Raw genomic sequence first — 26,798 nt, 5'->3', positions numbered from 1 at the left:
AACCGGGTAAGTGTAAACGATCCTGGCGCGAGTGCCCCGCGATTTAGTCCGCATATTGGAAAAATTAATGAGCACAGACAATTTATTGCTTAAATGATCTAACGAAGATCCGGGACGATCCTTGCGCTTTGTTGGCGAGGCCGTATAATCCTCGACCCGGCGCGTGATGCTCATCTTCCTGCGTCGTCCGTTGCTCATTTTCCACGCGAAAACGTGCGGAAATACGCGGGAAATAAGGAAAGAGAATTGACTCCGGAGTGTACAATTATTACAATCCGGCCTCTTTAATCACCCACGCTGAGGCGTTAGTCGTTCGAAACTCGTTCGGGTATACGCAAAAGTCAGTGAATTTATTCAAGTTTAGGTAGAAATCGCCATGAAACGCACTTTTCAACCGTCTGTACTGAAGCGCAACCGTTCTCACGGCTTCCGTGCTCGTATGGCTACTAAAAATGGTCGTCAGGTTCTGGCACGTCGTCGTGCTAAAGGCCGTTCTCGTCTGACCGTTTCCAAGTAATAAAGCTAACCCCTGAGTGGTTAAGCTAGCATTTCCCAGGGAGTTACGTTTGTTAACTCCCACTCATTTCACATTCGTCTTCCAGCAGCCACAACGGGCTGGCACGCCGCAAATCACCATCCTCGGCCGCCAAAATTCGCTGGGGCATCCCCGCATCGGTCTCACAGTCGCCAAGAAAAATGTTAAGCGTGCGCATGAACGCAATCGGATTAAACGTCTGACGCGTGAAAGCTTCCGTTTACGTCAGCACGAACTGCCTTCTATGGATTTCGTGGTGGTGGCTAAAAAAGGGGTTGCCGACCTCGATAACCGTGCTCTCTCGGAAGCGTTGGAAAAATTATGGCGCCGCCACTGTCGCCTGGCTCACGGGTCCTGATAGCCCTCATTCGGGTCTATCAACGCCTGATTAGTCCGCTACTCGGGCCGCATTGCCGTTTCACACCAACATGCTCAAGCTACGGAATTGAGGCATTGCGCAGGTTTGGAGTGATAAAAGGCAGTTGGTTGACGGTGAAACGCGTATTAAAATGCCACCCTTTACATCCCGGTGGAGACGACCCCGTCCCCCCAGGACCCTTTGATACCAGAGAACACTAACGATGGATTCGCAACGCAATCTTCTTATCATCGCTTTGTTGTTCGTGTCTTTCATGATCTGGCAGGCATGGGAGCAGGATAAAAATCCTCAACCCCAGCAGCAGACCACGCAGACTACGACCACCGCAGCGGGTAGCGCCGCCGACCAGGGCGTACCGGCCAGTGGCCAGGGGAAACAGATTACGGTTAAGACCGATGTGCTTGAGCTGACTATCAACACCCGTGGTGGTGATGTTGAGCAGGCGCTGCTGTTGACCTACCCGAAAGAGCTGAAGTCTAACGAACCGTTCCAGTTACTGGAAACCACGCCTGAGTTTATCTACCAGGCGCAGAGCGGCCTGACCGGTCGTGATGGCCCGGATAACCCGGCTAACGGTGCGCGTCCACTGTATAACGTCGAGAACGACACCTTTGTGCTGGCTGATGGTCAGAACGAACTCGTTATCCCGATGACGTACACCGACGCCGCAGGCAACACCTTCACCAAAACCTTCACCCTGAAACGCGGTGAGTATGCGGTGAACGTGGGCTACAGCGTACAGAACACCAGTGCGAAACCGCTGGAACTGTCGACCTTTGGCCAGCTGAAGCAGTCCATCAATCTGCCGTCTCACCGTGACACCGGAAGCAGCAACTTTGCGCTGCATACCTTCCGTGGCGCGGCGTACTCCACGCCTGACGCGAAGTATGAGAAATACAAATTCGACACCATTGCCGATAACGAAAACCTGAACGTCAGCGCTAAAGGCGGTTGGGTGGCAATGCTGCAGCAGTATTTCGCCACTGCGTGGGTGCCAAATAACGACGGTACCAACAACTTCTACACCGCGAACCTGGGTAACGGTCTTGCAGCCATCGGCTACAAATCTCAGCCGGTTCTGGTTCAGCCGGGTCAAACCGGTAAGATGGCAAGCACCCTGTGGGTCGGCCCGGAAATTCAGGACAAAATGGCCGCTGTTGCGCCGCACCTGGATCTGACCGTCGACTACGGTTGGTTGTGGTTCATCTCTCAGCCGCTGTTTAAGCTGCTGAAGTTCATCCACAGCTTCCTGGGTAACTGGGGCTTCTCCATCATCGTTATCACCTTCATCGTTCGTGGCATCATGTACCCGCTGACTAAAGCGCAGTACACCTCCATGGCGAAGATGCGTATGCTGCAGCCGAAGATTGCGGCGATGCGTGAGCGTCTGGGCGATGACAAACAGCGTCAGAGCCAGGAAATGATGGCCCTGTATAAAGCAGAGAAAGTGAACCCACTGGGTGGCTGCTTCCCGCTGCTGATTCAGATGCCAATCTTCCTTGCGCTGTACTACATGCTGATGGGCTCCGTTGAGCTGCGCCATGCGCCGTTCGCACTGTGGATCCATGACCTGTCTGCACAGGACCCGTACTACATCCTGCCGATCCTGATGGGCGTGACGATGTTCTTCATCCAGAAGATGTCTCCGACCACCGTGACCGACCCGATGCAGCAGAAGATCATGACCTTTATGCCGGTCATCTTCACCGTGTTCTTCCTGTGGTTCCCGTCAGGTCTGGTGCTGTACTATATCGTCAGCAACCTGGTGACCATCATCCAGCAGCAGCTGATTTACCGTGGTCTGGAAAAACGTGGCCTGCATAGCCGCGAAAAGAAAAAGTCCTGATCCGTTAAGTTAACGCTAAAATAAGGGCGGTCGATTGACCGCCTTTTTTATTTGTATTGAACGAGACCAACCATGAGCCATAACGACACTATCGTCGCCCAGGCAACCCCACCGGGACGCGGTGGTGTAGGCATTCTGCGTATCTCCGGCCTGAAAGCGCGCGAGGTCGCCGAAGCGGTACTGGGTAAGCTGCCAAAGCCGCGCTACGCTGATTACCTGCCATTTAAAGATACCGACGGCACGCCGCTGGACCAGGGCATTGCGCTGTGGTTCCCCGGCCCGAACTCCTTTACCGGCGAAGACGTGCTCGAGCTGCAGGGCCACGGCGGCCCGGTCATCCTCGACCTGCTGTTAAAACGTATTCTGACCCTGCCAGGCCTGCGCATTGCGAAGCCTGGCGAGTTCTCCGAACGTGCCTTCCTCAACGACAAGCTCGACCTGGCACAGGCCGAGGCGATTGCTGACCTGATCGACGCCAGTTCTGAACAGGCGGCCCGCTCCGCGCTGAACTCGCTGCAGGGGGCATTCTCCGCGCGGGTGAATCACCTTGTGGAAGCACTCACTCACCTTCGAATCTACGTCGAAGCGGCTATCGACTTCCCGGATGAGGAGATCGACTTCCTCTCTGACGGTAAAATCGAAGCCCAGCTCAACCAGGTGATGAACGATCTTGACGCCGTGCGTGCCGAAGCGCGCCAGGGCAGCCTGCTGCGGGAAGGGATGAAGGTAGTCATCGCCGGACGCCCTAACGCCGGAAAATCGAGCCTGCTGAACGCCCTGGCGGGCCGTGAAGCAGCGATCGTGACCGACATTGCCGGCACCACCCGCGATGTGCTGCGCGAGCATATTCATATCGACGGGATGCCGCTGCACATCATTGATACCGCCGGTCTGCGCGATGCCAGCGACGAAGTTGAGCGCATCGGTATCGAACGCGCCTGGCAGGAGATCGAGCAGGCTGACCGCGTGCTGTTTATGGTGGACGGCACCACGACCGACGCCGTTGACCCGGCTGACATCTGGCCGGACTTTATTGCCCGCCTGCCGGCTAAGCTGCCGATCACCGTGGTGCGTAACAAAGCAGACGTTACGGGCGAAACGCTGGGCATCAGCGATGTGAATGGTCACTCACTTATTCGCCTGTCGGCGCGTACCGGCGAGGGCGTGGACGACCTGCGTAACCATCTCAAGCAGAGCATGGGTTTTGACACCAGCATGGAAGGCGGTTTCCTGGCGCGTCGTCGTCACCTGCAGGCGCTGGAAGAGGCGGCAAACCACCTTGTTCAGGGTAAAGCGCAGCTGATTGGCGCGTGGGCGGGTGAACTGCTGGCGGAAGAGCTGCGCCTGGCGCAGCAGAATCTGAGCGAGATCACCGGGGAGTTTACGTCGGACGATCTGCTGGGAAGGATCTTCTCGAGCTTCTGTATTGGTAAGTAACTACCGCTGATCAATGGTGATTTCCTCGTAGGAAATCACCATTGTCCAAATGGCAACTCGCCTAATCCCCTTTATCCCCCTATCCTGCTTGCCTGCATCTATGGGGGGTTTATGGCTCGTTTTCTGTTTTGTAGTTTTGCGCTGGTTCTGCTTTATCCATCTGGCATTGATATGTATCTGGTGGGATTACCGCACATCGCGCGCGATCTGGGTGCTAGCGAAGCGCAGCTACACATCGCGTTTTCGGCATACCTCGCGGGGATGGCATCGTCGATGGTTTTTGCCGGGAAGATCGCGGATAAAGCAGGCCGTCAGCCTGTCGCTATCACGGGCGCCATCATCTTTGCACTGGCGTCAGTACTCTGCTCGCTGGCGCAAGACAGCACCCTGTTCCTGTCAGGGCGATTTATCCAGGGGATTGGCGCGGGCGGTTGCTACGTCGTCGCCTTCGCGATTTTGCGCGATACCTTAAGTGCCCAGCGTCGCGCTAAGGTGCTGTCGATGCTGAACGGTATAACCTGCATCATCCCGGTGCTGGCCCCGGTCGTGGGGTATCTGATCATGTTGAAATTCCCGTGGCAGAGTCTGTTCTGGACTATGGCAGCGATGGGCGCGCTGGTGTTTGTGCTGTCCATCGCCGTGCTGAAAGAGACCCAACCCGGCTCGCAGAATACCGGTCATATCCCAACAATTCACCCAGCCGAGAAGCTGCTTAACCGCTTCTTCCTCAGCCGTCTGGCCGTGACGACGTTAAGCGTGGCGGTGATCCTGACCTATGTAAACGTTTCCCCTGTATTACTCATGGAAACCATGGGCTTCGACCGCGGTGAGTATTCAACGGTGATGGCATTAACCGCGATGGTCAGTATGGCCGTGTCGTTCTCAACACCGTTTGCGCTGAACATCTTCCGCCAGCGCACGCTGATGCTGACCTCACAGGTTTTATTCCTCGCAGCAGGCATCATCCTGGCGACCGCCAGCTCACATGCGGTGATGCTGGTGGGTATTACCCTTATTTGTGCCGGGTTCTCGGTTGGCTTTGGCGTGGCGATGAGTCAGGCGCTTGGCCCATTCTCGCTGCGGGCAGGCGTGGCAAGCTCGGTGCTGGGGATCGCGCAGGTCTGCGGCTCGTCGCTGTGGATTTGGCTGGCGGCGGTCATCGGGCTTAACGCGATGAATATGCTGATCGGGGTTCTGATTGGCTGTAGCATACTGTGCATTACCTTACTTATGGTCATCCAGCCCGCGGCGCATTATGAAGAAGCCCATCAGCAGTCTCGATCTTAACCTGTTGCTTTGCCTGCAGCTTTTGCTGCAGGAGCGCAGCGTCACCAAAGCGGCGAAGCGGATGAACGTGACGCCGTCGGCGGTGAGTAAATCACTGGCCAAGCTGCGTGACTGGTTCGACGACCCGCTGTTTGTCAAAACGCCGTTAGGACTGCTGCCGACGCCGCTGACGGTAAGCCTGGAGCAGGATCTGGCCGACTGGATGCAAATCGGCAACCAAATCCTCGATAAATTCCACCATGACTCTCCGGGCGGGCTGACGTTCGTGCTGGCCGCCGAAACGCCATTGATGCTGATCCGCTTTAACGCACTGCTGGAGCAGGTAAATCAGCGCTATCCGCAGGCTACGGTGAAGATGCGTCACTGGGATTACGACTCGCTGGATGCCATTACGCGTGGAGAGGTTGATCTGGGCTTTACCGGACGCGAAACGCATCCGCGCTCGCGTGAATTGCTGAAGCTGTTGCCGTGGTTTATCGACTACGAGATCCTGTTCAGCGACCGCCCGTGTGTGTATCTGCGTGAAGATCACCCCGCGCTTCAGGAAGCGTGGAATCTGGAAACCTTCCTGCGCTACCCGCATATCAGTATCTTCTGGGAACGCAGCGACACCTGGGCGCTTGATGAAGTGCTAAAAGAGATGGGACGTGAGCGCAATATCGCCATGTGCCTGCCGGGTTTCGAACAGGCGATGTTTATGGCAGCCCAGCCAGGGCATAACTATATCGCCACGGCTCCGCACTACTGCCACCACTACAATCAACTCCACCAGCGGAAGCTGATCGCGCTGCCCATTCCCATTGACGAAATGCAGGCTGAAAAGCTCACCGTTCCCTTCACGCTGATCTGGCATAAACGGAACAGCCATAATCCGAAAATTCTCTGGTTGCGGGAGATCATCAAGGCGCTGTACGGTGCGAGCGATCCAATTTTTGCCTAAGAAAATGTAAAGTTCGGTCCTAAGGCTTCTCTTACTCCCATTTACTGATTAAAACAGGAGTCAAGTTAAGCGATAATCATGTAACCGTTTAACCGATTACGACCATTATCAAGGAGCGAACAATGGCAACGCACTTTGCAAGAGGGATACTTACAGAAGGACGTCTCGTATCGGCCAGAATATCTTCATCCTGCCACAGTGAAGCACGCAAACTTCCAGAACACCGCAGGACGCGCTTTTTAGCGTCCCGAGCGCTTCTCGCTGAACTGCTGTTTATGCTGTACGGCACCAGCGAACTGCCAGACATCATTACCCAACCAGAAGGCCGCCCGGTCTTTGCCGACCCGGATCTCCCGCGATTTTCCATTGCCTACACGGGCAATATCATTGGCGTCGCGCTGACCACCGAAGGGGATTGCGGGCTGGATATGGAACTTCAGCGCGCAACTCGCAGCTTCCATGGTGGGAATGCGCATGAAGACTATCCGCTCTCCAGCAATGAGAAGCTATGGGTCCGCAACCAGAACGATCCCATAGAGGCCAGAGCCCAGCTCATTACCTTGCGCCAGAGTATTCGCAAGCTCTGTGGATGCGCCTCAGACGACGCCAGCCTGCTGCAGCTGCTACCAGGCTCCGGACGGCTGCGTGCAACCCAAGCCACGCTGGTTGAGGCGCTCAGTGACGCAGAGGATGTGCTCATTTGGTCCATTGCGGTTACCCCCGCCATCGAACGCATGAAAATCTGGGAATTTGACAGTCAACAGGGATGGCGTAGCCTTCCTGATGTGCCCGAGCGCGCCAACGAGCCCGCCGCACGCCTGATGCGTTTAACCAGTTTACCGGCAGAAAAAGCATTCACCCTTAGCTGATCCAATCAGGGTCATCATGATGAAACAGGAGTAATCATGTCTGATACGTTGAAAGTAGTTACGTTACTGGGAAGCCTGCGCAAAGGTTCATTTAACGGGATGGTTGCCCGCACGCTGCCACAGCTGGCACCAGCAGGTATGGAGATTAGCGCCCTGCCATCGATTGGTGATATCCCACTTTATGATGCGGATGTCCAGCAGGAAGAGGGCTTCCCGCAGAGCGTTGAGGCACTGGCAGAGCAGATCCGCCAGGCCGACGGCGTGGTCATTGTCACGCCGGAGTATAACTACTCGGTTCCGGGTGGCCTGAAGAATGCCATCGACTGGCTGTCCCGTTTACCTGAACAGCCGCTGTCAGGCAAACCGGTACTGATCCAGACCAGTTCTATGGGCGCCATTGGCGGCGCGCGCTGCCAGTATCATCTGCGTCAAATCCTGGTCTTCCTGGATGCGATGGTAATGAACAAGCCGGAATTTATGGGTGGTGTGATTCAGAACAAGGTCGACCCGCAGACGGGTGAAGTGGTGGATCAGAGCACGCGCGACCATCTCTCTGGACAGCTGACGGCGTTTGGGGATTATATTAAGCGGGTGAAGGCGTAAGCTTGCCCTCACCCTAACCCTCTCCCGCAGGGAGAGGGAACTTTGCCCGTAGGTCAGGTAAGCGAAGCGCCACTTGACACCACCAGCACCTTAATGTGCGTCAATAAACACAATCTTCAACACAAACAGCAGCGCCACAACAATCACGCATGGGCTGAGGTCGCGGAAGCGACCGGTGCCGATCTTCATTACGCAGTAAGAGATAAAGCCCAGCGCGATACCTTCGGTAATCGAGAAGCTGAACGGCATCATCACGGCGGTAATAAACGCCGGCACCGCTTCGGTTAAATCATCCCACTTCACGCGTGACAGGCTGGAGGTCATCAGCACACCCACATAGATCAGCGCGCCCGCTGCCGCATACGGTGGAACCATGCCCGCCAGCGGAGAAAGGAAGATCACCAGCAGGAACAGAATCCCCACGACTACCGCCGTCAGGCCGGTACGGCCGCCCACGGAAACCCCGGAAGAGGATTCAATGTAAGCGGTAACAGAAGAGGTTCCGATGAAAGAGCCCGCCACGGAGGAGACGCTGTCCACAAACAGCGCCTGCTTCATGCGCGGGAATTTGCCTTTCTCATCCGCCAGACCCGCTTTGTCGGTCACGCCAATCAGCGTACCGGAGGAGTCAAACAGGTTGACCAGCATGAAGGAGAAAATCACGCCCGCCAGCCCCAGGTTCAGGGAACCCGCCAGATCAACGTGGCCAATGACGGTAGAGACGCTCGGTGGCGCGGAGACGATACCGTTGTAGTGAACGTCACCCAGCATCCAGCCCAGCAGGGTGGTGACCACGATGGACACCAGAACAGCCGCGTGAATATTACGGGAAGCCAGGATCGCGATGATAAAGAAGCCCAGCACGCCCAGCAGCACGTTATGAGAGGTCAGGTGACCGATGCTCACCAGCGTATCCGGGTTCGCCACGATTACACCGGCGTTTTTCAGCCCCATCATACCGATGAACAGACCAATACCGCTGGTGATGCCCACGCGCAGGCTGACAGGAATGTTCGCAATCATCCAGTAACGCACGCGGAAAATGGTCAGCAGCAGCAGGCCAACCGCGCCCCAGAAGATAGCGCCCATACCGACTTGCCACGGCAGGCCCATCGCCTGAACAACCACGAACGCGAAGAACGCATTCAGGCCCATTGCTGGCGCCAGTGCGACCGGCAGGTTAGCGAACACGCCCATCAGAATGCTGCCAAGCGCAGCGATCAGGCAGGTGGTCACAAAGACGGCGCTGGTGTCCATGCCAGCAACGCCCAGAATTTGAGGGTTAACAAAAACGATATAAACCATCGTCAGGAAGGTGGTGAAACCGGCGATCACTTCGGTGCGTGCCGTTGTGCCGTGCTCGCGCAGTTTGAACACGCGCTCAAGCAAACCCTGACCAGATGTCTGGGTAGTGTGTTGTTGACTCATCATCAATTTCCGAACAAGGAGGGAAAATTCGTCGCTATCCTATACCAAAATGCGACAATAGTGGCGGTTACGAGATACTTTTTTCATTGATTTTGCTTATACGGCAACGATTGCGTCTCGTTAAACAGCCCTACGTAAACGTTAAACTTGTTAAAAGGGAAAGGCATGTCCGAAATTGAAGCGGTATTTTTCGACTGCGACGGTACGCTGGTCGACAGTGAGGTCATTTGTTCCCGCGCGTATGTCACTATGTTCCAGGAGTTTGGCATTACGCTGGAACTCGAAGAGGTGTTTAAACGCTTTAAGGGCGTGAAGCTCTACGAGATCATTGACATCATTAACGAAGAACACGGTGTCAGTCTGGCGAAAGCGGATCTGGAACCGGTGTACCGCGCCGAGGTCGCACGCCTCTTCGACTCTGAGCTGGAAGTTATCGCAGGTGCGCATGCGCTACTGGATGCGATGACGGTGCCGGTCTGCGTGGTCTCCAACGGTCCGGTCAGCAAAATGCAGCACTCGCTGGGTAAGCTTGAGATGTTGCACCACTTCCCGGAAAAACTGTTCAGCGGCTACGATATCCAGCGCTGGAAGCCCGATCCGGCGCTGATGTTCCATGCGGCGAAAGCGATGAACGTTAATGTAGAAAACTGCATTCTGGTGGATGACTCGTCTGCGGGCGCGCAATCGGGGATTGATGCGGGGATGGAGGTGTTTTACTTCTGTGCCGACCCGCACAACAAGCCAATCGATCATCCAAAAGTGACGACCTTTACCGATCTGGCGCAATTGCCGGCGTTGTGGAAGGCTCGCGGTTGGAATATTACGCGTTAAATTAACGTAGGGCGGGTAAGCGCTAGCGCCACCCGCCACACACATCACTCTTTCGGATCTTTACCCGCCAGCAGCTTGTCCAGCTCGTCGCCGCCCACGTGACGGAAGTCCTGACCTTTTACGAAGTAGAAAATGTATTCGCAAATGTTCTGGCAACGGTCACCGATACGCTCGATAGAGCGCGCGCAGAACAGGGCCGTCAATACGCTTGGGATCGTACGTGAGTCTTCCATCATGTAGGTCATCAGCTGGCGCACGATTCCTTCATACTCCTGGTCGACTTTCTTGTCTTCACGGTAGATACGCACCGCTTCGTCAAGATCCATACGCGCAAAGGCATCCAGCACGTCGTGCAGCATTTGCACGGTGTGACGACCCAGCGACTCGAGGCTCACCAGCAGCGGCTGATGCTGCTGAGAGAACTTCTCCAGCGCAGTGCGGCAGATTTTATCCGCAACGTCACCAATACGTTCCAGCTCGGCGATGGTTTTGATGATCGCCATCACCAGACGCAGGTCGCTCGCCGTCGGCTGACGTTTCGCGATAATGCGTACGCAGGCTTCATCGATAGCGACTTCCATCATGTTGACGTTTTTGTCGCCTTCAATAACGCGCTTCGCCAGCTCGCTGTCCTGGTTGTGCATCGCCGTGATCGCATCAGAAAGCTGCTGCTCAACCATGCCACCCATGGTCATCACCTGCGTGCGAATACTTTCCAGCTCTGCGTTGAACTGGCCTGAAATGTGTTTATTAAGATTGAGGTTGTCCATGGTTTCTCCACATGCACTAAGGCAAATCAACCGTAGCGGCCAGTAATATAATCTTCGGTTTGTTTCTTGGCGGGCTTAGTGAACAGATCGTCCGTGTTACTGAACTCAATCAACTCACCCAGGTACATAAACGCCGTGTGATCGGAACAACGCGCAGCCTGCTGCATGTTATGGGTCACGATAACCACGGTATAATCCTGCTTCAGCTCGGTGATCAGTTCTTCAATACGACCGGTTGAGATCGGGTCGAGCGCTGAACACGGCTCATCCAGCAGCAACACTTCCGGGCGAATAGCAATACCGCGCGCAATGCACAGACGCTGCTGCTGACCACCGGAGAGAGAGTAACCGCTCTGGTGTAACTTATCTTTGGTTTCGTTCCATAATGCGGCCTTGGTCAAAGCCCACTGCACGCGCTCGTCCATATCAGTACGGGAGAGCTTTTCAAACAGGCGCACGCCAAATGCAATGTTGTCATAAATGGACATCGGGAACGGCGTCGGTTTCTGGAACACCATCCCCACTTTGGCACGCAGCAGGGCGATATCCTGAGCCTGGGTCAGAATATTTTCGCCGTCCAGGATGATTTCACCTTCAGCACGCTGCTCCGGATAGAGCGAATACATTTTGTTAAAGGTACGCAGCAGCGTGGATTTACCACAGCCGGACGGACCGATAAATGCCGTGACCTGGTTCTTCGCGATATCCAGGTTGATGTTCTTCAGGGCATGGAATTTGCCGTAGTAGAAGTTCAAATCACGAACCTGAATCTTACCCGGGGCAGTATCAACCATACTCATTGACTCATTTCCTCATTCGGCGCCGCGAACTGCCGCGCCGTAAAAAATTAACCGTGTTTCTGCTTCGCGAAAATGACGCGCGCCAGAATGTTCAGCAACAGTACGCAAAGGGTAATGATCAGCACCCCGGCCCAGGCCAGCTGCTGCCATTCCGCGAAGGGGCTCATCGCAAATTTAAAGATCGTCACCGGCAGGTTGGCGATCGGCTGCATCATGTCCGTGCTCCAGAACTGGTTGGAGAGAGACGTAAACAGCAGCGGCGCCGTTTCACCTGCGATACGCGCAACCGCCAGCAGGATACCGGTCATGATCCCGGAGATGGACGCCTTGAGCGTAATCGCAGAGATCATCTTCCATTTCGGCGTACCCAGCGCGTAAGCCGCTTCACGCAGGCTGTCCGGCACCAGTTTCAGCATGTTCTCGGTGGTACGAATAACAATCGGCACCTGCAGCAGCGCAAGTGCAATCACACCCGCCCAGCCGGAGAAGTGTTCCATCTGGGCCACCACCACGGTGTAAACAAACAGACCCACTACGATAGACGGGGCAGAGAGCAGAATGTCGTTGATGAAACGAATAACTTCCGCCAGCCAGGATTTACGACCGTATTCCGCCAGATAGATACCTGCCATGATGCCCAGCGGTGTACCAACGACCGTCGCCCACAGGATCAGCAACCCGCTGCCCGCCAGGGCATTCGCCAGGCCACCACCCGCCGTGTTCGGCGGAGGCGTCATTTCGGTGAACAACGCCAGCGACATACCGTCGATACCGCGCACGACGGTTGAGAACAGGATCCAGACCAGCCAGAACAGACCGAACGCCATCGTCGCCATAGAGAGCGTCAGCGCAATGCGGTTTTTCATGCGGCGTCTGGCCTGCATTTTGCGGCGGGATTCCGCCAGCTCAGCGGTGTTTTGCATTTCGAGAGTTGCCATTAGCGTGCCCCCTCATTTTTAGCGAGGCGCATAATCATCAGCTTGGAAATCGCCAGAACAATGAAGGTGATAACGAACAGAATCAGCCCCAGTTCCATCAGTGCCGCGACGTGCAGTCCCGATTCCGCTTCCGCAAATTCATTCGCCAGCGCAGAGGTAATACTGTTACCCGGCATGTAGAGCGATGCGCTGTCGAGCTGATAGGTGTTACCGATAATAAAGGTCACCGCCATGGTTTCACCCAGCGCACGACCTAATCCCAGCATCACGCCCCCAATCACCCCATTTTTGGTGAACGGAAGGACAATGCGCCAGATAACTTCCCAGGTGGTGCAGCCGATGCCGTAGGCCGACTCTTTCATCATCACCGGTGTTTGTTCGAAGACATCGCGCATGACCGCCGCAATGTACGGAATAATCATGATGGCGAGGATCACACCTGCCGCCAGAATACCGATACCGAAAGCCGGGCCAGAGAACAGGGCACCCACAAACGGAATGGCGGAGAGAACATTACCTACAGGCTCCTGGAAGTACGTTGCGAACAGCGGCGCAAAGATAAACAGGCCCCACATGCCGTATACGATACTCGGAATAGCCGCCAGCAGCTCGATGGCGATCCCCAGCGGACGACGCAGCCAGCCCGGCGCCAGCTCCGTCAGGAACAGGGCAATACCAAAGCTTACCGGAACCGCAATCAGCAGGGCGATGAACGATGTCATCAGCGTGCCGTAAATCGGCACCAGCGCACCGTAGATATCGTTCGGTGCATCCCACTCTTTGGTCCACAGGAAGGAGAAACCGAATTTCTGGATGCTCGGCCAGGAGGAGAAAATCAGAGACACGATAATGCCGCCCAGCAGCAATAGCACAATCAGCGCAGCCAGTTTTACCAGCGCGCTGAAAATCATGTCACCTTTTTTACCCGGAGGGTTAAATGCAGGCTTGGTTGCAGCCATAAATTACTCTTCTGTTAAACGCGTTTACGAAATCGCCGGGTGGCGCTTACGCTTACCCGGCCTACAGTCGGAACCGTAGGGCGGGTAAGCGTAAGCGCCACCCGCCATTTTCGTCAGAATGCTAAATTAATACAATGCTTTACCGCTGCTGTCTTTCACGTTGGTTTTCCATGCAGCACGAATCTGCTCAACCACGTTGTCCGGCAGGGTGGCGTAATCCAGGGCGTTAGCCTGTTTGCCGCCGTTTTTGTACGCCCAGTCGAAGAACTTCAGCACTTCAGCGCCCTGCTCAGGTTTCTTCTGCTCTTTGTGAACCAGGATGAAGGTGGTAGAGGTGATTGGCCATGCACCTTCGCCCTTCTGGTTAGTCAGATCCTGCGCGAACGATTTGCTCCAGTCAGCGCCTTTCGCGGCGTTAGCAAAGTTTTCTTCGGTCGGGCTAACCGGTTTGCCATCGGCTGAAACCAGTTTGGTGTAGGACAGGTTGTTCTGCTTAGCGTACGCATACTCTACGTAGCCAATTGAGCCTGGCAGACGCTGTACGAACGCAGCGATACCGTCGTTACCTTTACCGCCCAGACCGGTTGGCCAGTTAACGGTAGAGCCGGAGCCGACTTTAGATTTCCACTCTTCGTTCACTTTCGCCAGGTAGCTGGTGAACACGAAAGAGGTACCGGAACCATCCGCGCGGCGAACCACGGCGATGTTCTGAGAAGGCAGCTTCAGGCCTGGGTTGAGTTTAGCGATCGCTTCGTCATCCCATTTTTTGATTTTGCCCAGGTAGATATCACCCAGCGTTTTGCCGTCCAGCACCAGCTCACCCGACTTAACGCCCGGCAGGTTGATAGCCAGAACCACACCACCGATTACGGTAGGGAACTGGAACAGGCCTTCCTGAGCCAGTTTGTCATCAGACAGCGGAGCGTCTGATGCGCCGAAATCAACAGTGTTCGCGGTAATTTGTTTAACGCCACCGGAGGAGCCGATACCCTGATAGTTAACCTTGTTACCGGTTTCTTTCTGGTAGGTATCCGCCCATTTGGCATACACCGGCGCAGGGAAGGTTGCACCAGCGCCAGTCAGGCTTGCTTCTGCAAATACAGAGAACGCGCTCAGAGATAAGGTCGCGGCGACAACAGTTGCGACAGTGGTACGCATAACTTTCATAATGTCTCCTGCAAGATTTTCGTAAATCGTTGTTTAGTGGCTACGATGAGCAAAATAGGACAAACAGGTGACAGATAAATGTACGAATTATGACAGTTTTATGACAACGAAAATTTCACTTAAAAAACAGCAAAACAATGCTTATTTTTCATCGTGTTAGCCACTTTTATGACAAGACGTTTTCAGAAATATTTTCTTTATGTGACACTGAAAAAAGTAGCTGAAGATGACAAATTGTCATTATTAAAAACGAGAAAGGATTGATTAAAAACAAACCGGGCGGGATAAAAAAGCTCCACCCGAAGGCGGAGCCTGAAGGGATTATTCTACGGTAACCGATTTCGCCAGGTTACGCGGCTGATCAACGTCGGTGCCTTTGATCAGCGCAACGTGATAGGCCAGCAACTGCAGCGGAACGGTGTAGAAGATTGGTGCAATCACCTCTTCCACATGCGGCATCTCGATGATGTGCATGTTGTCGTTGCTGACAAAACCGGCATCTTTGTCGGCGAAGACGTACAGGACGCCACCGCGGGCGCGTACTTCTTCGATATTAGATTTCAGTTTTTCCAGCAGTTCGTTGTTAGGAGCCACAACGATGACCGGCATATCCGCGTCAATCAGCGCCAGCGGGCCGTGTTTCAGCTCGCCTGCCGCATAGGCTTCAGCGTGAATGTAGGAAATCTCTTTCAGCTTCAGCGCGCCTTCCAGCGCAATCGGATACTGATCGCCACGACCCAGGAACAGGGCGTGATGCTTGTCAGAGAAATCTTCCGCCAGCGCTTCAATGCGTTTGTCCTGAGACAGCATCTGCTCAATACGGCTCGGCAGCGCCTGCAGACCATGAACGATGTCATGCTCAACGGAAGCATCTTCGCCTTTCAGACGCGCCAGCTTCGCCACCAGCATCAGCAGAACGGTAAGCTGAGTGGTAAACGCTTTGGTGGAGGCCACGCCGATTTCGGTGCCCGCTTTGGTCATCAGCGCCAGATCGGACTCACGCACCAGCGATGAACCCGGGACGTTACAGATGGCCAGAGAGCCCAGGTAACCCAGCTCTTTAGACAGACGCAGCGCTGCCAGGGTATCCGCCGTTTCGCCGGACTGGGAAAGGGTGATCATCAGGCTGTTACGACGCACCGCAGATTTGCGATAGCGGAATTCAGACGCAATTTCCACATCACACGGCACGCCCGCCAGGGATTCAAACCAGTAGCGAGAGACCATACCGGAGTTGTAGGAGGTGCCGCAGGCCACGATCTGAATATGCTCAACCTTGCCGAGCAGTTCGTTCGCGTTTGCGCCCAGCTCGCTCAGGTCCACTTCACCATGGCTGATGCGCCCGGTAAGGGTGTTTTTGATGGCGTTTGGCTGCTCGTAAATCTCTTTCTGCATGTAGTGACGGTAAGCGCCTTTGTCGCCCGCGTCGTACTGCAGGTTTGATTCGATCTCCTGACGCTTCACCTGCTCGCCTTTGGTATCGAATACGGTCACGCTGCGACGAGTCACTTCAGCGATATCACCCTCTTCGAGGAAGATAAAGCGACGGGTAACCGGCAGGAGAGCCAACTGGTCAGAGGCGATAAAGTTTTCACCCATGCCCAGACCGATAACCATCGGGCTACCGGAACGTGCTGCCAGCAGCGTAGACGGATCGCGGGAATCCATGATCACCGTACCGTACGCACCGCGCAACTGAGGGATAGTACGCAGCACTGCATCACGCAGTGTACCGCCCTGCTCCAGCTCCCAGTGCACCAGGTGAGCAATCACTTCGGTGTCAGTTTCAGAGACGAAGGTGTAGCCGCGCGCTTTCAGTTCTTCGCGCAGCGGTTCGTGGTTTTCGATAATGCCGTTATGTACCACCACGATGTGTTCAGACACATGCGGGTGCGCGTTGCCTTCAGACGGTTCGCCGTGCGTCGCCCAGCGGGTGTGCGCAATACCGGTACCACCGTGCAGCGGATGTTCTTCCGCGGCCTGGGCCAGCATCTGTACTTTACCGAGACGACGCAGACGGGTCATATGACCTTCTGCATCGACGACAGCCAGACCGGCAGAGTCGTAACCACGGTATTCCAGACGACGTAAACCTTCGAGAAGGATTTCAGCAATATCACGCTGCGCAACTGCGCCAACAATTCCACACATAATTTTAGATTCCGAATTTAGGCATTATGCCTGCGTTGTCGCTGACCTGTATTTGCCCTTTCCGGGCACCCCGAGCCTTGTAGAGAGTGGGGTTATTTTTATGGGTACTGCTTGTGGGGGGAGATATATATTTATCTCCTCTCCCGGGTTTGCCTGATGACGGTTACGCCTTATCAGGCCTACTCAATCGTAGGGCGGGTAAGCGTAGCGCCACCCGCCTTGTTATTACTTTTTCTTCACCGGGCGTTTCCAGCCCTGCTTGCTGACCTGCGGCACACGGCTTAATACCAGCTCGTTATCCGCTACGTCACGTGTCACCGTCGTCCCGGCGGCAATCGTTACGCCGTTACCCACGGTAACAGGCGCCACCAGCTGCGTGTCGGAACCGACGAACACATCATCGCCGATAATGGTTTTAAACTTATTCGCGCCGTCATAGTTACAGGTAATGGTCCCTGCACCAATATTCACGTTGTCGCCAATTTCCGCATCGCCCAGATAGGTTAAATGGCCCGCTTTGGAACCTTTACCCAGACGCGCTTTTTTCATCTCAACGAAGTTGCCCACGTGAGCACCTTCCAGCAGCTCAGCACCCGGGCGCAGACGCGCAAACGGACCGATAGTACAAGCCGCGTCCAGACGGGCATCTTCTACCACGCTGTATGGGCTGATTTCGCAATCGTCACCGATGATGCTGTTTTTAATCACGCAGCCGGTACCAATTTTGACGCGATTGCCCAGCGTGACGTTACCTTCGAAGATAACGTTAGTATCAATTTCAACGTCACGCCCGTGAGATAACGAGCCACGCAGATCGAAACGTGCCGGATCGCGCAGCATCACGCCAGCCAGAAGCAGTTTTTCAGCCTGTTCGGACTGATAAACGCGCTCCAGGCGGGAGAGCTGAAGACGGTTATTCACCCCTTCAGTTTCGCTGATACGCGCCGGATGCACTGCCGCAATCTCACGCCCTTCCTGGTACGCCATCGCAATGATGTCGGTGATGTAGTACTCACCCTGCGCGTTGTTGTTGTTGAGTTTCGACAGCCAGCGCTTCATGTCCGCGCCATTGGCAATCAGGATACCGGTGTTGATTTCCTGAATCTGACGCTGTTCGTCGCTGGCATCTTTGTGTTCAACAATTCCCGTTACGTTGCCGTTTTCACGGGTGATTCGGCCATAACCGGTAGGATCGTCCAGCACGACGGTTAACAAACCGATGCCACCCTGCGGTTTAGCTTCACGCAGGCGGGTCAGCGTATCGATGGAAATCAGCGGGACGTCGCCGTAGAGCATCAGAATGTCTTCGTCATCCGCAAAGAATGGCGCTGCCTGCTGCATTGCATGGCCAGTACCCAGCTGTTCAGCCTGAAGTACCCAGTTGAGTTTGTCATCGCTCAGCGTCTTTTTAAGCAGATCGCCGCCGTGGCCGTAGACCAGGTGAACCTGACGGGCACCCAATTCATTAGCGGCATCAATGACATGCTGCACCATTGGCTTTCCTGCCAGCGTGTGAAGCACTTTAGGCAGATCGGAATACATGCGAGTACCTTTGCCTGCGGCAAGGATCACCACGCTCATCGCTCTGTTTGACATACGCATCCTGACGGTAGTTTGAGTGAGAAGTAAAAACGTTTGATGCCTAAAATTCTACATCTTTTTCATCATGAATTAAGACATAAAAAAAAAGCCAGCCTGGTATCCAGACTGGCTTTTGTGCTTTTCAAGCCGGTGTTACATCGCTTTTTTGGTCAACTCGATAACGCGCAGTTTCGCGATCGCTTTGGCCAGCTCCGCAGACGCCTGAGCGTAATCCACGTCACCATGAGAGCTGCTAATGTGCTCTTCAGCCTTACGCTTCGATTCCAGGGCTCGCGCTTCGTCGAGATCCTGGCCACGAATAGCGGTATCGGCCAGAACGGTCACACTGCCAGGCTGCACTTCAAGAATGCCGCCGGACAGATAGATAAACTCTTCGTGACCGAACTGTTTAACGATGCGGATCATACCAGGCTTAATGGCGGTGAGCAGCGGTGCGTGACCCGGGAAAATACCCAGTTCACCTTCACTACCCGTTACCTGGATTTTCTCGACCAGACCAGAGAACATTTGTTGCTCTGCGCTGACGACGTCCAGGTGGTAAGTCATTGCCATATCACCCTCCGATTAAGGCGTTAAAGTTTTTTGGCTTTTTCCACGGCTTCGTCGATGGAACCAACCATGTAGAACGCCTGCTCTGGCAGGTGATCGTATTCGCCTTCCATGATGCCTTTAAAGCCACGGATGGTGTCTTTCAGGGAAACGTATTTACCCGGAGAACCGGTGAATACTTCCGCAACGAAGAACGGCTGGGACAGGAAGCGCTGGATCTTACGCGCACGTGCTACCACCAGTTTGTCTTCTTCAGACAACTCATCCATACCCAGGATGGCGATGATGTCTTTCAGTTCCTGGTAACGCTGCAGCAGGGACTGTACGCCACGCGCGGTGTCGTAGTGTTCCTGACCAACAACCAGTGGATCCAGCTGACGGCTGGTGGAATCCAGCGGGTCAACGGCTGGGTAAATACCCAGAGACGCGATCTGACGGCTCAGTACCACGGTTGCATCTAAGTGAGCAAAGGTGGTTGCTGGAGATGGGTCAGTCAAGTCATCCGCAGGTACGTATACCGCCTGAACGGAGGTGATAGAACCGGTTTTGGTAGAGGTGATACGTTCCTGAAGAACACCCATCTCTTCCGCCAGCGTAGGCTGGTAACCTACCGCAGAAGGCATACGACCCAGCAGTGCAGATACTTCCGTACCGGCCAGGGTGTAACGGTAGATGTTATCAACGAACAGCAGAACGTCACGGCCTTCGTCACGGAACTTCTCAGCCATAGTCAGGCCGGTCAGCGCAACGCGCAGACGGTTTCCTGGTGGCTCGTTCATCTGACCGTAAACCAGGGATACTTTGTCCAGAACGTTGGAGTCGGTCATTTCGTGGTAGAAGTCGTTACCCTCACGAGTACGCTCACCAACACCTGCAAACACGGAGTAACCGGAGTGCTCGATCGCGATGTTACGGATCAGCTCCATCATGTTTACGGTTTTACCAACACCCGCACCACCGAACAGACCAACTTTACCGCCCTTCGCAAACGGACACATCAGGTCGATAACTTTGATACCGGTTTCCAGCAGTTCCTGAGAGCTGGACAGCTCTTCGTAGGAAGGTGCTGCGCGGTGGATAGCCCAACGCTCTTCTTCACCGATGTCGCCTTTCATGTCGATTGGGTGACCCAATACGTTCATGATACGACCCAGTGTTGCTTTACCTACCGGGACTTCGATCGGGTGCTCAAGGTCTTTCACTTCCAGACCACGACGCAAACCGTCGGAAGAACCCATTGCGATGGTACGCACGATACCACCACCGAGCTGCTGCTGAACTTCCAGCACCAGGCTCTCGTTACCATTCTGTACCTCAAGAGCATCGTACACGCGCGGTACGGCATCCTGAGGGAACTCGACGTCAACCACGGCGCCGATTACCTGGACAATTTTTCCAGTAGCCATCTTGAATCCTCTACGAATTAACCTGGTTATACCGCGGATGCACCACCGACGATCTCGGTGAGTTCCTGAGTAATGCTGGCCTGACGAGCTTTGTTGTATACCAACTGCAGCTCTTTAATCAGGCTGCCGCCATTGTCGGTCGCGGCTTTCATCGCCACCATACGTGCGGCCTGCTCGCTGGCCAGGTTTTCTACAACACCCTGATAAACCTGTGATTCAACGTAACGACGCAGCAGAGTATCCAGCAGCGGTTTCGGATCAGGTTCATACAGGTAATCCCAGGCTTTTTGCTTCAGCTCTTCATCTTCTGATGCCGGTAAAGGCAACATCTGAGTGAGCGTTGGAACCTGAGACATTGTGTTAATGAATTTGTTGCTGACAACGTACAGTCTGTCCAGACGGCCTTCATCATAGGCCTGCAACATCACTTTAACCGGACCGATCAGTTCGGACAGGGACGGGTTATCACCCATACCGGTCACCTGGGCAACAATGTTGCCACCCACGGAGTTAAAGAAAGACACGCCCTTAGAGCCGATCATTGCGATATCGCACTGAACGCCTTTCTCGGACCATGCTTTCATATCCGCCAGCAGTTTTTTGAACAGGTTAATGTTCAAACCGCCACACAGACCACGGTCGGTCGACACCACCAGGTAGCCCACGCGCTTAACGTCGCGTTCTTCCAGGTAAGGGTGCTTATATTCCAGATTACCGTTCGCAAGGTGACCAATCACTTTGCGCATGGTATCTGCATAAGGACGGCTGGCCGCCATGCGATCCTGCGATTTACGCATTTTGGAAGCGGCGACCATCTCCATCGCTTTAGTGATCTTCTGCGTGTTCTGGACGCTTGCGATCTTACTACGTATCTCTTTTGCGCCGGCCATGAGCTTCTCCTCAATGCCAGGCGGCTTGTCGTGAGACAAGCCGCCGGACGATTACCAGGACTGGGTTGCTTTGAAGGAATCGAGGATAGCTTTCAGCTTGCCTTCGATTTCGTCGTTATAGCCACCGGTCTGGTTGATCTCTTGCATCAGCGGAGCGTGATCACGGTCGACGTAAGCCAGCAGAGCGGCTTCGAAGCTACCGATTTTCGCCAGTTCCACATCTTCGAGGTAACCGCGTTCAGCCGCGAACAGCACCAGGCCCTGCTGAGCAACAGACATTGGAGCGTACTGTTTCTGCTTCAGCAGCTCGGTCACTTTCTGACCGTGGCTCAGCTGTTTACGGGTTGCTTCGTCCAGATCGGATGCGAACTGAGAGAACGCAGCCAGTTCACGATACTGTGCCAGCGCGGTACGGATACCACCGGACAGTTTCTTGATGATCTTGGTCTGAGCGGCACCACCCACACGGGATACGGAGATACCTGGGTTAACTGCCGGACGAATACCGGAGTTAAACAGGTTGGTTTCCAGGAAGATCTGACCATCGGTAATAGAGATTACGTTGGTCGGAACGAACGCAGAAACGTCACCCGCCTGGGTTTCGATGATTGGCAGAGCAGTCAGAGAACCGGTTTTGCCCTTCACTTCACCTTTGGTGAAGTTCTCGACGTATTCCGCGTTAACGCGGGATGCACGCTCCAGCAGACGAGAGTGGAGGTAGAATACGTCGCCTGGGAATGCTTCACGTCCTGGTGGACGACGGAGCAGCAGGGAAACCTGACGATAAGCAACAGCCTGTTTAGACAGGTCATCGTATACGATCAGCGCATCTTCACCGCGGTCACGGAAGTATTCGCCCATTGCGCAACCGGCGTATGGAGCCAGGTATTGCAGTGCAGCAGATTCAGAAGCAGTTGCTACCACAACGATGGTGTTAGACAGTGCACCGTGCTCTTCCAGTTTACGAACCACGTTAGAAATGGTGGACGCTTTCTGGCCGATGGCCACGTACACACATTTGATACCGGAGTCACGCTGGTTGATGATGGCGTCGATAGCCATTGCGGTTTTACCGGTCTGACGGTCACCGATGATCAGTTCACGCTGACCACGACCGATTGGGATCATGGCATCAACGGACTTATAACCTGTCTGAACAGGCTGATCTACGGACTGACGGTCGATAACGCCTGGTGCGATAACTTCGATTGGGGAGAAGCCATCGTGCTCAACCGGACCTTTACCGTCGATTGGCGCACCCAGGGTGTTAACAACGCGACCCAGCAGGCCACGGCCAACCGGCACTTCCAGAATACGGCCAGTACACTTAACCTTCATGCCTTCGGCGAGGTCAGCGTATGGACCCATCACAACTGCACCTACGGAGTCGCGCTCCAGGTTCAGTGCGATAGCGTAACGGTTACCCGGCAGGGAAATCATCTCACCCTGCATACAATCGGCCAGGCCGTGGATGCGGATAACACCGTCACTTACAGAAACAATAGTACCTTCATTGTGAGCTTCACTCACAACATTGAACTGAGCAATGCGCTGCTTGATCAGTTCGCTGATTTCGGTGGAATTCAGTTGCATGCTCCAGTCCCCTTAAGACTGCAAGACGTCTGCAAGGCGTTCAAGACGGCCGCGTACGCTGCCATCAATGACCATATCACCCGAACGGATGATTACGCCTGCCATTACAGACTTATCGATTTTGCAATTCAGCTTAACTTTGCGTGACAGACGTTTTTCCATCGCGGCGGTGATTTTCGCAAGCTGTTCATTACTCAGTTCAGTTGCAGAAGTCACTTCGACTTCGGCAGTAGCTTCACTCAGCGCACGTAAGTGCTCAAACTGCTCGAGAACATCCGGGAGCACACGCAGACGACCATTTTCAGCCATGACCTTAATCAGGTTCTGGCCATTGGCATCCAGTTGCTCTCCGCACACGGCGATAAACGACGCGGCGAGGGTATCAGGCGCTAAAGCACCAGACAGCAACTCAGCCATTTGTTCGTTTTTCGTCACCTCAGCGGCAAACGCCAGCATATCCTGCCAGCGATCGACATTTTGGTGTTCGACAGCAAAGTCAAAAGCTGCTTTGGCGTAGGGGCGAGCTACCGTAACAAATTCAGACATCAGCCCCTCCCTCCTTACAGTTCAGCGACAAGTTTGTCCACGATGTCGCTGTTAGCAGCTTCATCCACGGAACGTTCGATGATCTTCTCGGCGCCAGCAACAGCCAGAATCGCAACCTGCTTACGCAGTTCTTCACGGGCACGTTTACGCTCTGCATCAATTTCAGCCTGAGCTTGTGTCACGATCTTAGTACGTTCCTGTTCTGCTTCAGCTTTGGCTTCGTCCAGGATCTGAGAACGGCGTTTGTTAGCCTGTTCAATGATTACCTGAGCTTCCGCTTTCGCTTTTTTCAGCTGGTCTGTCGCGTTGGCCTGTGCAAGGTCCAAATCTTTCTTAGCGCGTTCTGCAGAAGCCAGACCGTCAGCAATTTCTTTCTGACGTTTTTCGATGGCAGCCATTAAAGGCGGCCATACATACTTCATGCAGAACCAGACAAAGAGAATAAACGCGATGGCCTGGCCGAGGATTGTTGCGTTCATGTTCACAGCACAATACCTCTTTAATTTCTGTGGCTTAGGGTTTTAAAACTACTACTACGCGACAGCAAACATCACGTACAGACCCAGACCTACAGCGATCATTGGGATAGCATCCACCAGACCCATAACGATAAAGAACTGAGTACGCAGCAGAGGAATCAGATCAGGTTGACGCGCTGCGCCTTCCAGGAATTTGCCCCCGAGGATGCCGATACCGATCGCAGCACCGATAGCCGCCAGACCCATCATCACAGCGGCAGCCATGTACAGCAGATCCATATTCAGGTTTTCCATGACAGTCTCCAGTTTGTTTCAATTAAAACGTAGTAGTGTTGGTAAAAAATCAGTGCTCTTCAGACGCCATCGACAGATAGACGATCGTCAGAACCATGAAGATAAAGGCTTGCAGCGTAATGATCAGGATGTGGAAAATGGCCCATGGCACATTCAGAATCCACTGTGACCACCACGGCAGAAGACCCGCGATCAGAATGAAAATCAGCTCACCCGCATACATGTTGCCGAACAGTCGCAGACCCAGTGAAACAGGTTTGGACAGCAGGCTAACGCCTTCCAGGATCAGGTTGACCGGAATAAACGCCCAGTGGTTGAACGGCTGCAAGGTAAGCTCTTTCACAAAGCCGCTTACGCCTTTCATTTTGATGCTGTAGAAAAGAATCAGGATAAACACGCCCAGCGCCATCGACAGGGTGATGTTCACGTCTGCAGACGGTACAACACGCAGCGCAGGCAGGCCGAAGATGTGCTCGCCGATAAACGGCAGCAGATCGATTGGCAGCAGGTCCATCAGGTTCATCAGGAAGACCCAAACGAATACGGTCAGGGCCAGCGGAGCAATCAGCTTGCTCTTACCATGGTACATGTCTTTGACGCTGCCATGGACGAAGCCGATGATCATTTCGATGAAGGTCTGGAATTTCCCTGGAACACCGCTGGTCGCTCTTTTAGCAACACCGCGGAACATGGCCAGGAACAGAAGACCCAAAACCACCGAGAAGAACATGGAGTCGATGTTGATCGTCCAGAAGGTGGCCGGGGGGTTATGTGGATCCACCAGCGAGAATGTACGCAGGTCCAGCTGAAGGTTATTCAGATGGTGACCTATGTAATCCTGCGGCGTCATATTTTCTGAAGCCATGATGCCTTTTACCCTTTGTTATTGATTACAGCTGGAGCCAGAACTTGTACCACCAGCACCAAAACCCACGTTGCTATCAGCGGCATGAAGACCACTTTCAAAACCGCCAGCGCCATCACCAGTAGAGCAAAGGTCAGCAACACCTTACACACTTCGCCGAGGGCGAAGGACCAGGCCACGCGGCCTTTGGCGGGTGTATGCGCCTGATGACGCCAGGCAAAAATCATAAACAACACGTTTGGCAGCACAACCGCCAAACCCCCGCACACAGCGGAGATGCCCCAGAAGGGGTCTTTGAGGCTAAACAGCAGTCCACTTGCTATCACAGCCAGAAACTGAATGAACAGAAGCTTACGAGCAACGTTTCTACTCAAGAGCGACACAGACATCACGTTTTTACTCCTGCTCCCTTCGAGGTATGCCGCGTGTCGTATAAAACGTCCTTTAAGGCTCAGAGTCAAGCATCAAAAAGCGGTCAAATTATACGGTGCGCACCCGTGATTTCAAACATTAAGTAGCGAAAAGGTGAATAAATGTTTAAATATTTTTCCCCACCGCTATTTTTTAACTTTCGCTGAAAGCGCAAACCTTCGACCAAAACTGCAAACAGCGCGAAAACGTTGACGATAAAGCGTGCACGAGATCACAAAACACACATTTGCGATAAGGTTGTATTTATCAAAGACGCAGATCGCATAAATTTATCTTTATGAAATTAAACGAAAAATGTCGTAACTATTTTCAAAACAGCCCAGTACACAATAAAAACCTTTTATTGACATTCTTAATAAATAATTAACATTCCGTTCTGGTTGCTGCCTTCCACTTTTAGCAGACTTATATTTTCACAGATGACTATCTTCACGGTAAATAATAGCCACTACGTTAACCGTAAGAAAAACCTTAGTGAAAAAGAGGTTAAAAGCTCACCGGTAAGTCCCCGGTAGTTGTGCTGTTTTTTAACATGGTAAGAACAGCACAAATTCCACATTTTTTATTAATTTTTTAAAAATTGTTTGGCTTAATTATCACCAGATGACGTTCCCCATCGAGCTGAGGAATGTTTAATTTCTCGATGGATTCAACAGCGAAACCGTCCGGAAGCTGTTCAATTTCTTCACCTGGCAACTGCCCTTTCAGCGCATAGAAGCGGCCATTTTCTGCGGGCAAATGCTTACACCAGCTCACCATATCATTGAGTGAAGCAAACGCGCGGCTGATAACACCGTCAAACGGCGGCGCCGCCGGGAACTCCTCTACCCTGCTCTGCACAGGCGTGATGTTCTCAAGCTTCAATTCATGCTGTACCTGACGTAAAAAGCGTACGCGCTTGCCAAGGCTATCCAGCAGTGTGAAATGGCTCTCAGGTCGAACAATCGACAGCGGAACGCCCGGCAGACCAGGGCCCGTACCCACGTCGATAAAACGCTCACCTTTCAGATACGGCGCAACCACGATGCTATCGAGAATATGGCGAATCAGCATCTCGTTGGGGTCGCGAACAGACGTCAGGTTGTACGCTTTGTTCCATTTGTTCAGCATATCGACATAGGCCACCAGCTGATTTTTCTGGTGATCGGTGAGCGAAATACCTGCCAGATCCAGCAGACGAGAGAGTTTATTAAGCACGGTGA

Annotated in this window: 28 protein-coding genes; 10 read left to right on the top strand and 18 right to left on the bottom strand. The window is 53.8% G+C overall.

Annotation, left to right across the window (positions count from 1 at the left end; all coding sequences use genetic code 11):
• Nucleotides 1–376 precede the first annotated feature (376 nt).
• The 9 genes from rpmH (at nucleotide 377) to PYW49_RS19210 (ending at nucleotide 7,896) form a co-directional block, all read left to right on the top strand.
• On the top strand, nucleotides 377–517 hold the full coding sequence (rpmH, locus tag PYW49_RS19250; protein ID WP_003849659.1) for a 50S ribosomal protein L34: 141 nt from the start codon (nucleotides 377–379) through the stop codon (nucleotides 515–517).
• Between the two features lie 16 nt (nucleotides 518–533).
• Entirely contained in the window at nucleotides 534–893 is a 360-nt protein-coding gene (gene rnpA / locus PYW49_RS19245; protein WP_014072458.1) for a ribonuclease P protein component, read from the top strand.
• Nucleotides 857–1,114: a membrane protein insertion efficiency factor YidD gene (gene yidD, locus PYW49_RS19240; protein ID WP_001307474.1), complete on the top strand. Its 258-nt coding sequence runs from the start codon at nucleotides 857–859 to the stop codon at nucleotides 1,112–1,114. Before rnpA ends, yidD begins: the two co-directional genes overlap by 37 nt.
• Before the next feature lie 2 nt (nucleotides 1,115–1,116).
• Complete coding sequence (gene yidC, locus PYW49_RS19235) at nucleotides 1,117–2,760, top strand: membrane protein insertase YidC (protein ID WP_134348241.1); 1,644 nt, start codon at nucleotides 1,117–1,119, stop codon at nucleotides 2,758–2,760.
• Between the two features lie 72 nt (nucleotides 2,761–2,832).
• Nucleotides 2,833–4,197 (top strand): tRNA uridine-5-carboxymethylaminomethyl(34) synthesis GTPase MnmE, encoded by a 1,365-nt coding sequence (mnmE, locus tag PYW49_RS19230; RefSeq protein ID WP_032662070.1) that lies wholly within the window; start codon nucleotides 2,833–2,835, stop codon nucleotides 4,195–4,197.
• A gap of 111 nt (nucleotides 4,198–4,308) precedes the next feature.
• Entirely contained in the window at nucleotides 4,309–5,484 is a 1,176-nt protein-coding gene (locus PYW49_RS19225) for an MFS transporter (protein WP_320387245.1), read from the top strand.
• A complete protein-coding gene (gene yidZ, locus PYW49_RS19220) occupies nucleotides 5,453–6,424 on the top strand; it encodes an HTH-type transcriptional regulator YidZ (RefSeq protein ID WP_320387244.1) in 972 nt (323 codons plus the stop codon). Before PYW49_RS19225 ends, yidZ begins: the two co-directional genes overlap by 32 nt.
• A 122-nt stretch (nucleotides 6,425–6,546) precedes the next feature.
• Complete coding sequence (locus PYW49_RS19215; RefSeq protein ID WP_134348238.1) at nucleotides 6,547–7,293, top strand: 4'-phosphopantetheinyl transferase family protein; 747 nt, start codon at nucleotides 6,547–6,549, stop codon at nucleotides 7,291–7,293.
• Between the two features lie 36 nt (nucleotides 7,294–7,329).
• Complete coding sequence (locus tag PYW49_RS19210) at nucleotides 7,330–7,896, top strand: NADPH-dependent FMN reductase (protein ID WP_014833835.1); 567 nt, start codon at nucleotides 7,330–7,332, stop codon at nucleotides 7,894–7,896.
• Between the two features lie 90 nt (nucleotides 7,897–7,986).
• Here PYW49_RS19210 and adeP read toward each other — a convergent pair whose 3' ends face one another.
• A complete protein-coding gene (gene adeP, locus PYW49_RS19205; protein ID WP_320387379.1) occupies nucleotides 7,987–9,324 on the bottom strand; it encodes an adenine permease AdeP in 1,338 nt (445 codons plus the stop codon).
• A 165-nt stretch (nucleotides 9,325–9,489) separates the two neighbouring features.
• Here adeP and yieH point away from each other — a divergent pair, with 165 nt between their 5' ends.
• Nucleotides 9,490–10,155: a 6-phosphogluconate phosphatase gene (yieH, locus tag PYW49_RS19200; RefSeq protein ID WP_320387243.1), complete on the top strand. Its 666-nt coding sequence runs from the start codon at nucleotides 9,490–9,492 to the stop codon at nucleotides 10,153–10,155.
• Between the two features lie 44 nt (nucleotides 10,156–10,199).
• Here the strand turns inward: yieH and phoU are convergent, their stop codons facing one another.
• The 17 genes from phoU to rsmG all read right to left on the bottom strand — a co-directional run bounded on the left by phoU (nucleotide 10,200) and on the right by rsmG (nucleotide 26,793).
• Nucleotides 10,200–10,925, bottom strand: a complete 726-nt coding sequence (gene phoU / locus PYW49_RS19195; protein WP_008500182.1) for a phosphate signaling complex protein PhoU — start codon at nucleotides 10,923–10,925, stop codon at nucleotides 10,200–10,202.
• Between the two features lie 26 nt (nucleotides 10,926–10,951).
• A complete protein-coding gene (gene pstB / locus PYW49_RS19190) occupies nucleotides 10,952–11,725 on the bottom strand; it encodes a phosphate ABC transporter ATP-binding protein PstB (protein ID WP_134348235.1) in 774 nt (257 codons plus the stop codon).
• Between the two features lie 47 nt (nucleotides 11,726–11,772).
• Nucleotides 11,773–12,663 carry a phosphate ABC transporter permease PstA gene (gene pstA / locus PYW49_RS19185; RefSeq protein ID WP_134348234.1) on the bottom strand — a complete coding sequence of 297 codons (891 nt, stop codon included), beginning with the start codon at nucleotides 12,661–12,663 and terminating at the stop codon, nucleotides 11,773–11,775.
• A complete protein-coding gene (gene pstC / locus PYW49_RS19180) occupies nucleotides 12,663–13,622 on the bottom strand; it encodes a phosphate ABC transporter permease PstC (RefSeq protein ID WP_024907883.1) in 960 nt (319 codons plus the stop codon). Before pstC ends, pstA begins: the two co-directional genes overlap by 1 nt.
• Nucleotides 13,623–13,748: 126 nt before the next feature.
• Nucleotides 13,749–14,789 (bottom strand): phosphate ABC transporter substrate-binding protein PstS, encoded by a 1,041-nt coding sequence (gene pstS / locus PYW49_RS19175; protein WP_008500186.1) that lies wholly within the window; start codon nucleotides 14,787–14,789, stop codon nucleotides 13,749–13,751.
• 321 nt (nucleotides 14,790–15,110) lie between these two features.
• Nucleotides 15,111–16,940: a glutamine--fructose-6-phosphate transaminase (isomerizing) gene (gene glmS / locus PYW49_RS19170; protein WP_134348233.1), complete on the bottom strand. Its 1,830-nt coding sequence runs from the start codon at nucleotides 16,938–16,940 to the stop codon at nucleotides 15,111–15,113.
• A gap of 225 nt (nucleotides 16,941–17,165) precedes the next feature.
• Nucleotides 17,166–18,536, bottom strand: a complete 1,371-nt coding sequence (gene glmU, locus PYW49_RS19165; protein WP_320387242.1) for a bifunctional UDP-N-acetylglucosamine diphosphorylase/glucosamine-1-phosphate N-acetyltransferase GlmU — start codon at nucleotides 18,534–18,536, stop codon at nucleotides 17,166–17,168.
• 138 nt (nucleotides 18,537–18,674) lie between these two features.
• Nucleotides 18,675–19,094: a F0F1 ATP synthase subunit epsilon gene (locus PYW49_RS19160; protein WP_006177560.1), complete on the bottom strand. Its 420-nt coding sequence runs from the start codon at nucleotides 19,092–19,094 to the stop codon at nucleotides 18,675–18,677.
• Nucleotides 19,095–19,114: 20 nt separating this feature from the next.
• Complete coding sequence (gene atpD, locus PYW49_RS19155) at nucleotides 19,115–20,497, bottom strand: F0F1 ATP synthase subunit beta (RefSeq protein WP_014072438.1); 1,383 nt, start codon at nucleotides 20,495–20,497, stop codon at nucleotides 19,115–19,117.
• A gap of 26 nt (nucleotides 20,498–20,523) precedes the next feature.
• Entirely contained in the window at nucleotides 20,524–21,387 is an 864-nt protein-coding gene (atpG, locus tag PYW49_RS19150; RefSeq protein WP_134348231.1) for a F0F1 ATP synthase subunit gamma, read from the bottom strand.
• A 51-nt stretch (nucleotides 21,388–21,438) separates the two neighbouring features.
• Nucleotides 21,439–22,980: a F0F1 ATP synthase subunit alpha gene (gene atpA, locus PYW49_RS19145; protein ID WP_003862367.1), complete on the bottom strand. Its 1,542-nt coding sequence runs from the start codon at nucleotides 22,978–22,980 to the stop codon at nucleotides 21,439–21,441.
• A gap of 12 nt (nucleotides 22,981–22,992) precedes the next feature.
• On the bottom strand, nucleotides 22,993–23,526 hold the full coding sequence (atpH, locus tag PYW49_RS19140) for a F0F1 ATP synthase subunit delta (protein WP_047347410.1): 534 nt from the start codon (nucleotides 23,524–23,526) through the stop codon (nucleotides 22,993–22,995).
• Nucleotides 23,527–23,540: 14 nt separating this feature from the next.
• Complete coding sequence (gene atpF, locus PYW49_RS19135) at nucleotides 23,541–24,011, bottom strand: F0F1 ATP synthase subunit B (RefSeq protein ID WP_014072436.1); 471 nt, start codon at nucleotides 24,009–24,011, stop codon at nucleotides 23,541–23,543.
• A gap of 48 nt (nucleotides 24,012–24,059) precedes the next feature.
• Nucleotides 24,060–24,299, bottom strand: a complete 240-nt coding sequence (gene atpE, locus PYW49_RS19130) for a F0F1 ATP synthase subunit C (protein WP_000429386.1) — start codon at nucleotides 24,297–24,299, stop codon at nucleotides 24,060–24,062.
• Between the two features lie 49 nt (nucleotides 24,300–24,348).
• Nucleotides 24,349–25,164 carry a F0F1 ATP synthase subunit A gene (gene atpB / locus PYW49_RS19125; RefSeq protein ID WP_023309789.1) on the bottom strand — a complete coding sequence of 272 codons (816 nt, stop codon included), beginning with the start codon at nucleotides 25,162–25,164 and terminating at the stop codon, nucleotides 24,349–24,351.
• 8 nt (nucleotides 25,165–25,172) lie between these two features.
• A complete protein-coding gene (atpI, locus tag PYW49_RS19120) occupies nucleotides 25,173–25,553 on the bottom strand; it encodes a F0F1 ATP synthase subunit I (RefSeq protein ID WP_008500194.1) in 381 nt (126 codons plus the stop codon).
• 616 nt (nucleotides 25,554–26,169) lie between these two features.
• Nucleotides 26,170–26,793: a 16S rRNA (guanine(527)-N(7))-methyltransferase RsmG gene (gene rsmG, locus PYW49_RS19115; RefSeq protein ID WP_320387241.1), complete on the bottom strand. Its 624-nt coding sequence runs from the start codon at nucleotides 26,791–26,793 to the stop codon at nucleotides 26,170–26,172.
• Nucleotides 26,794–26,798: the final 5 nt, after the last annotated feature.

Source organism: Enterobacter chinensis (genome assembly GCF_034008295.1).
GTDB classification, from domain to species: Bacteria; Pseudomonadota; Gammaproteobacteria; order Enterobacterales; family Enterobacteriaceae; genus Enterobacter; species Enterobacter chinensis.
Note: the sequence above shows the minus strand (reverse complement) of the source record. Positions and strands in the feature narration are given on the sequence as shown.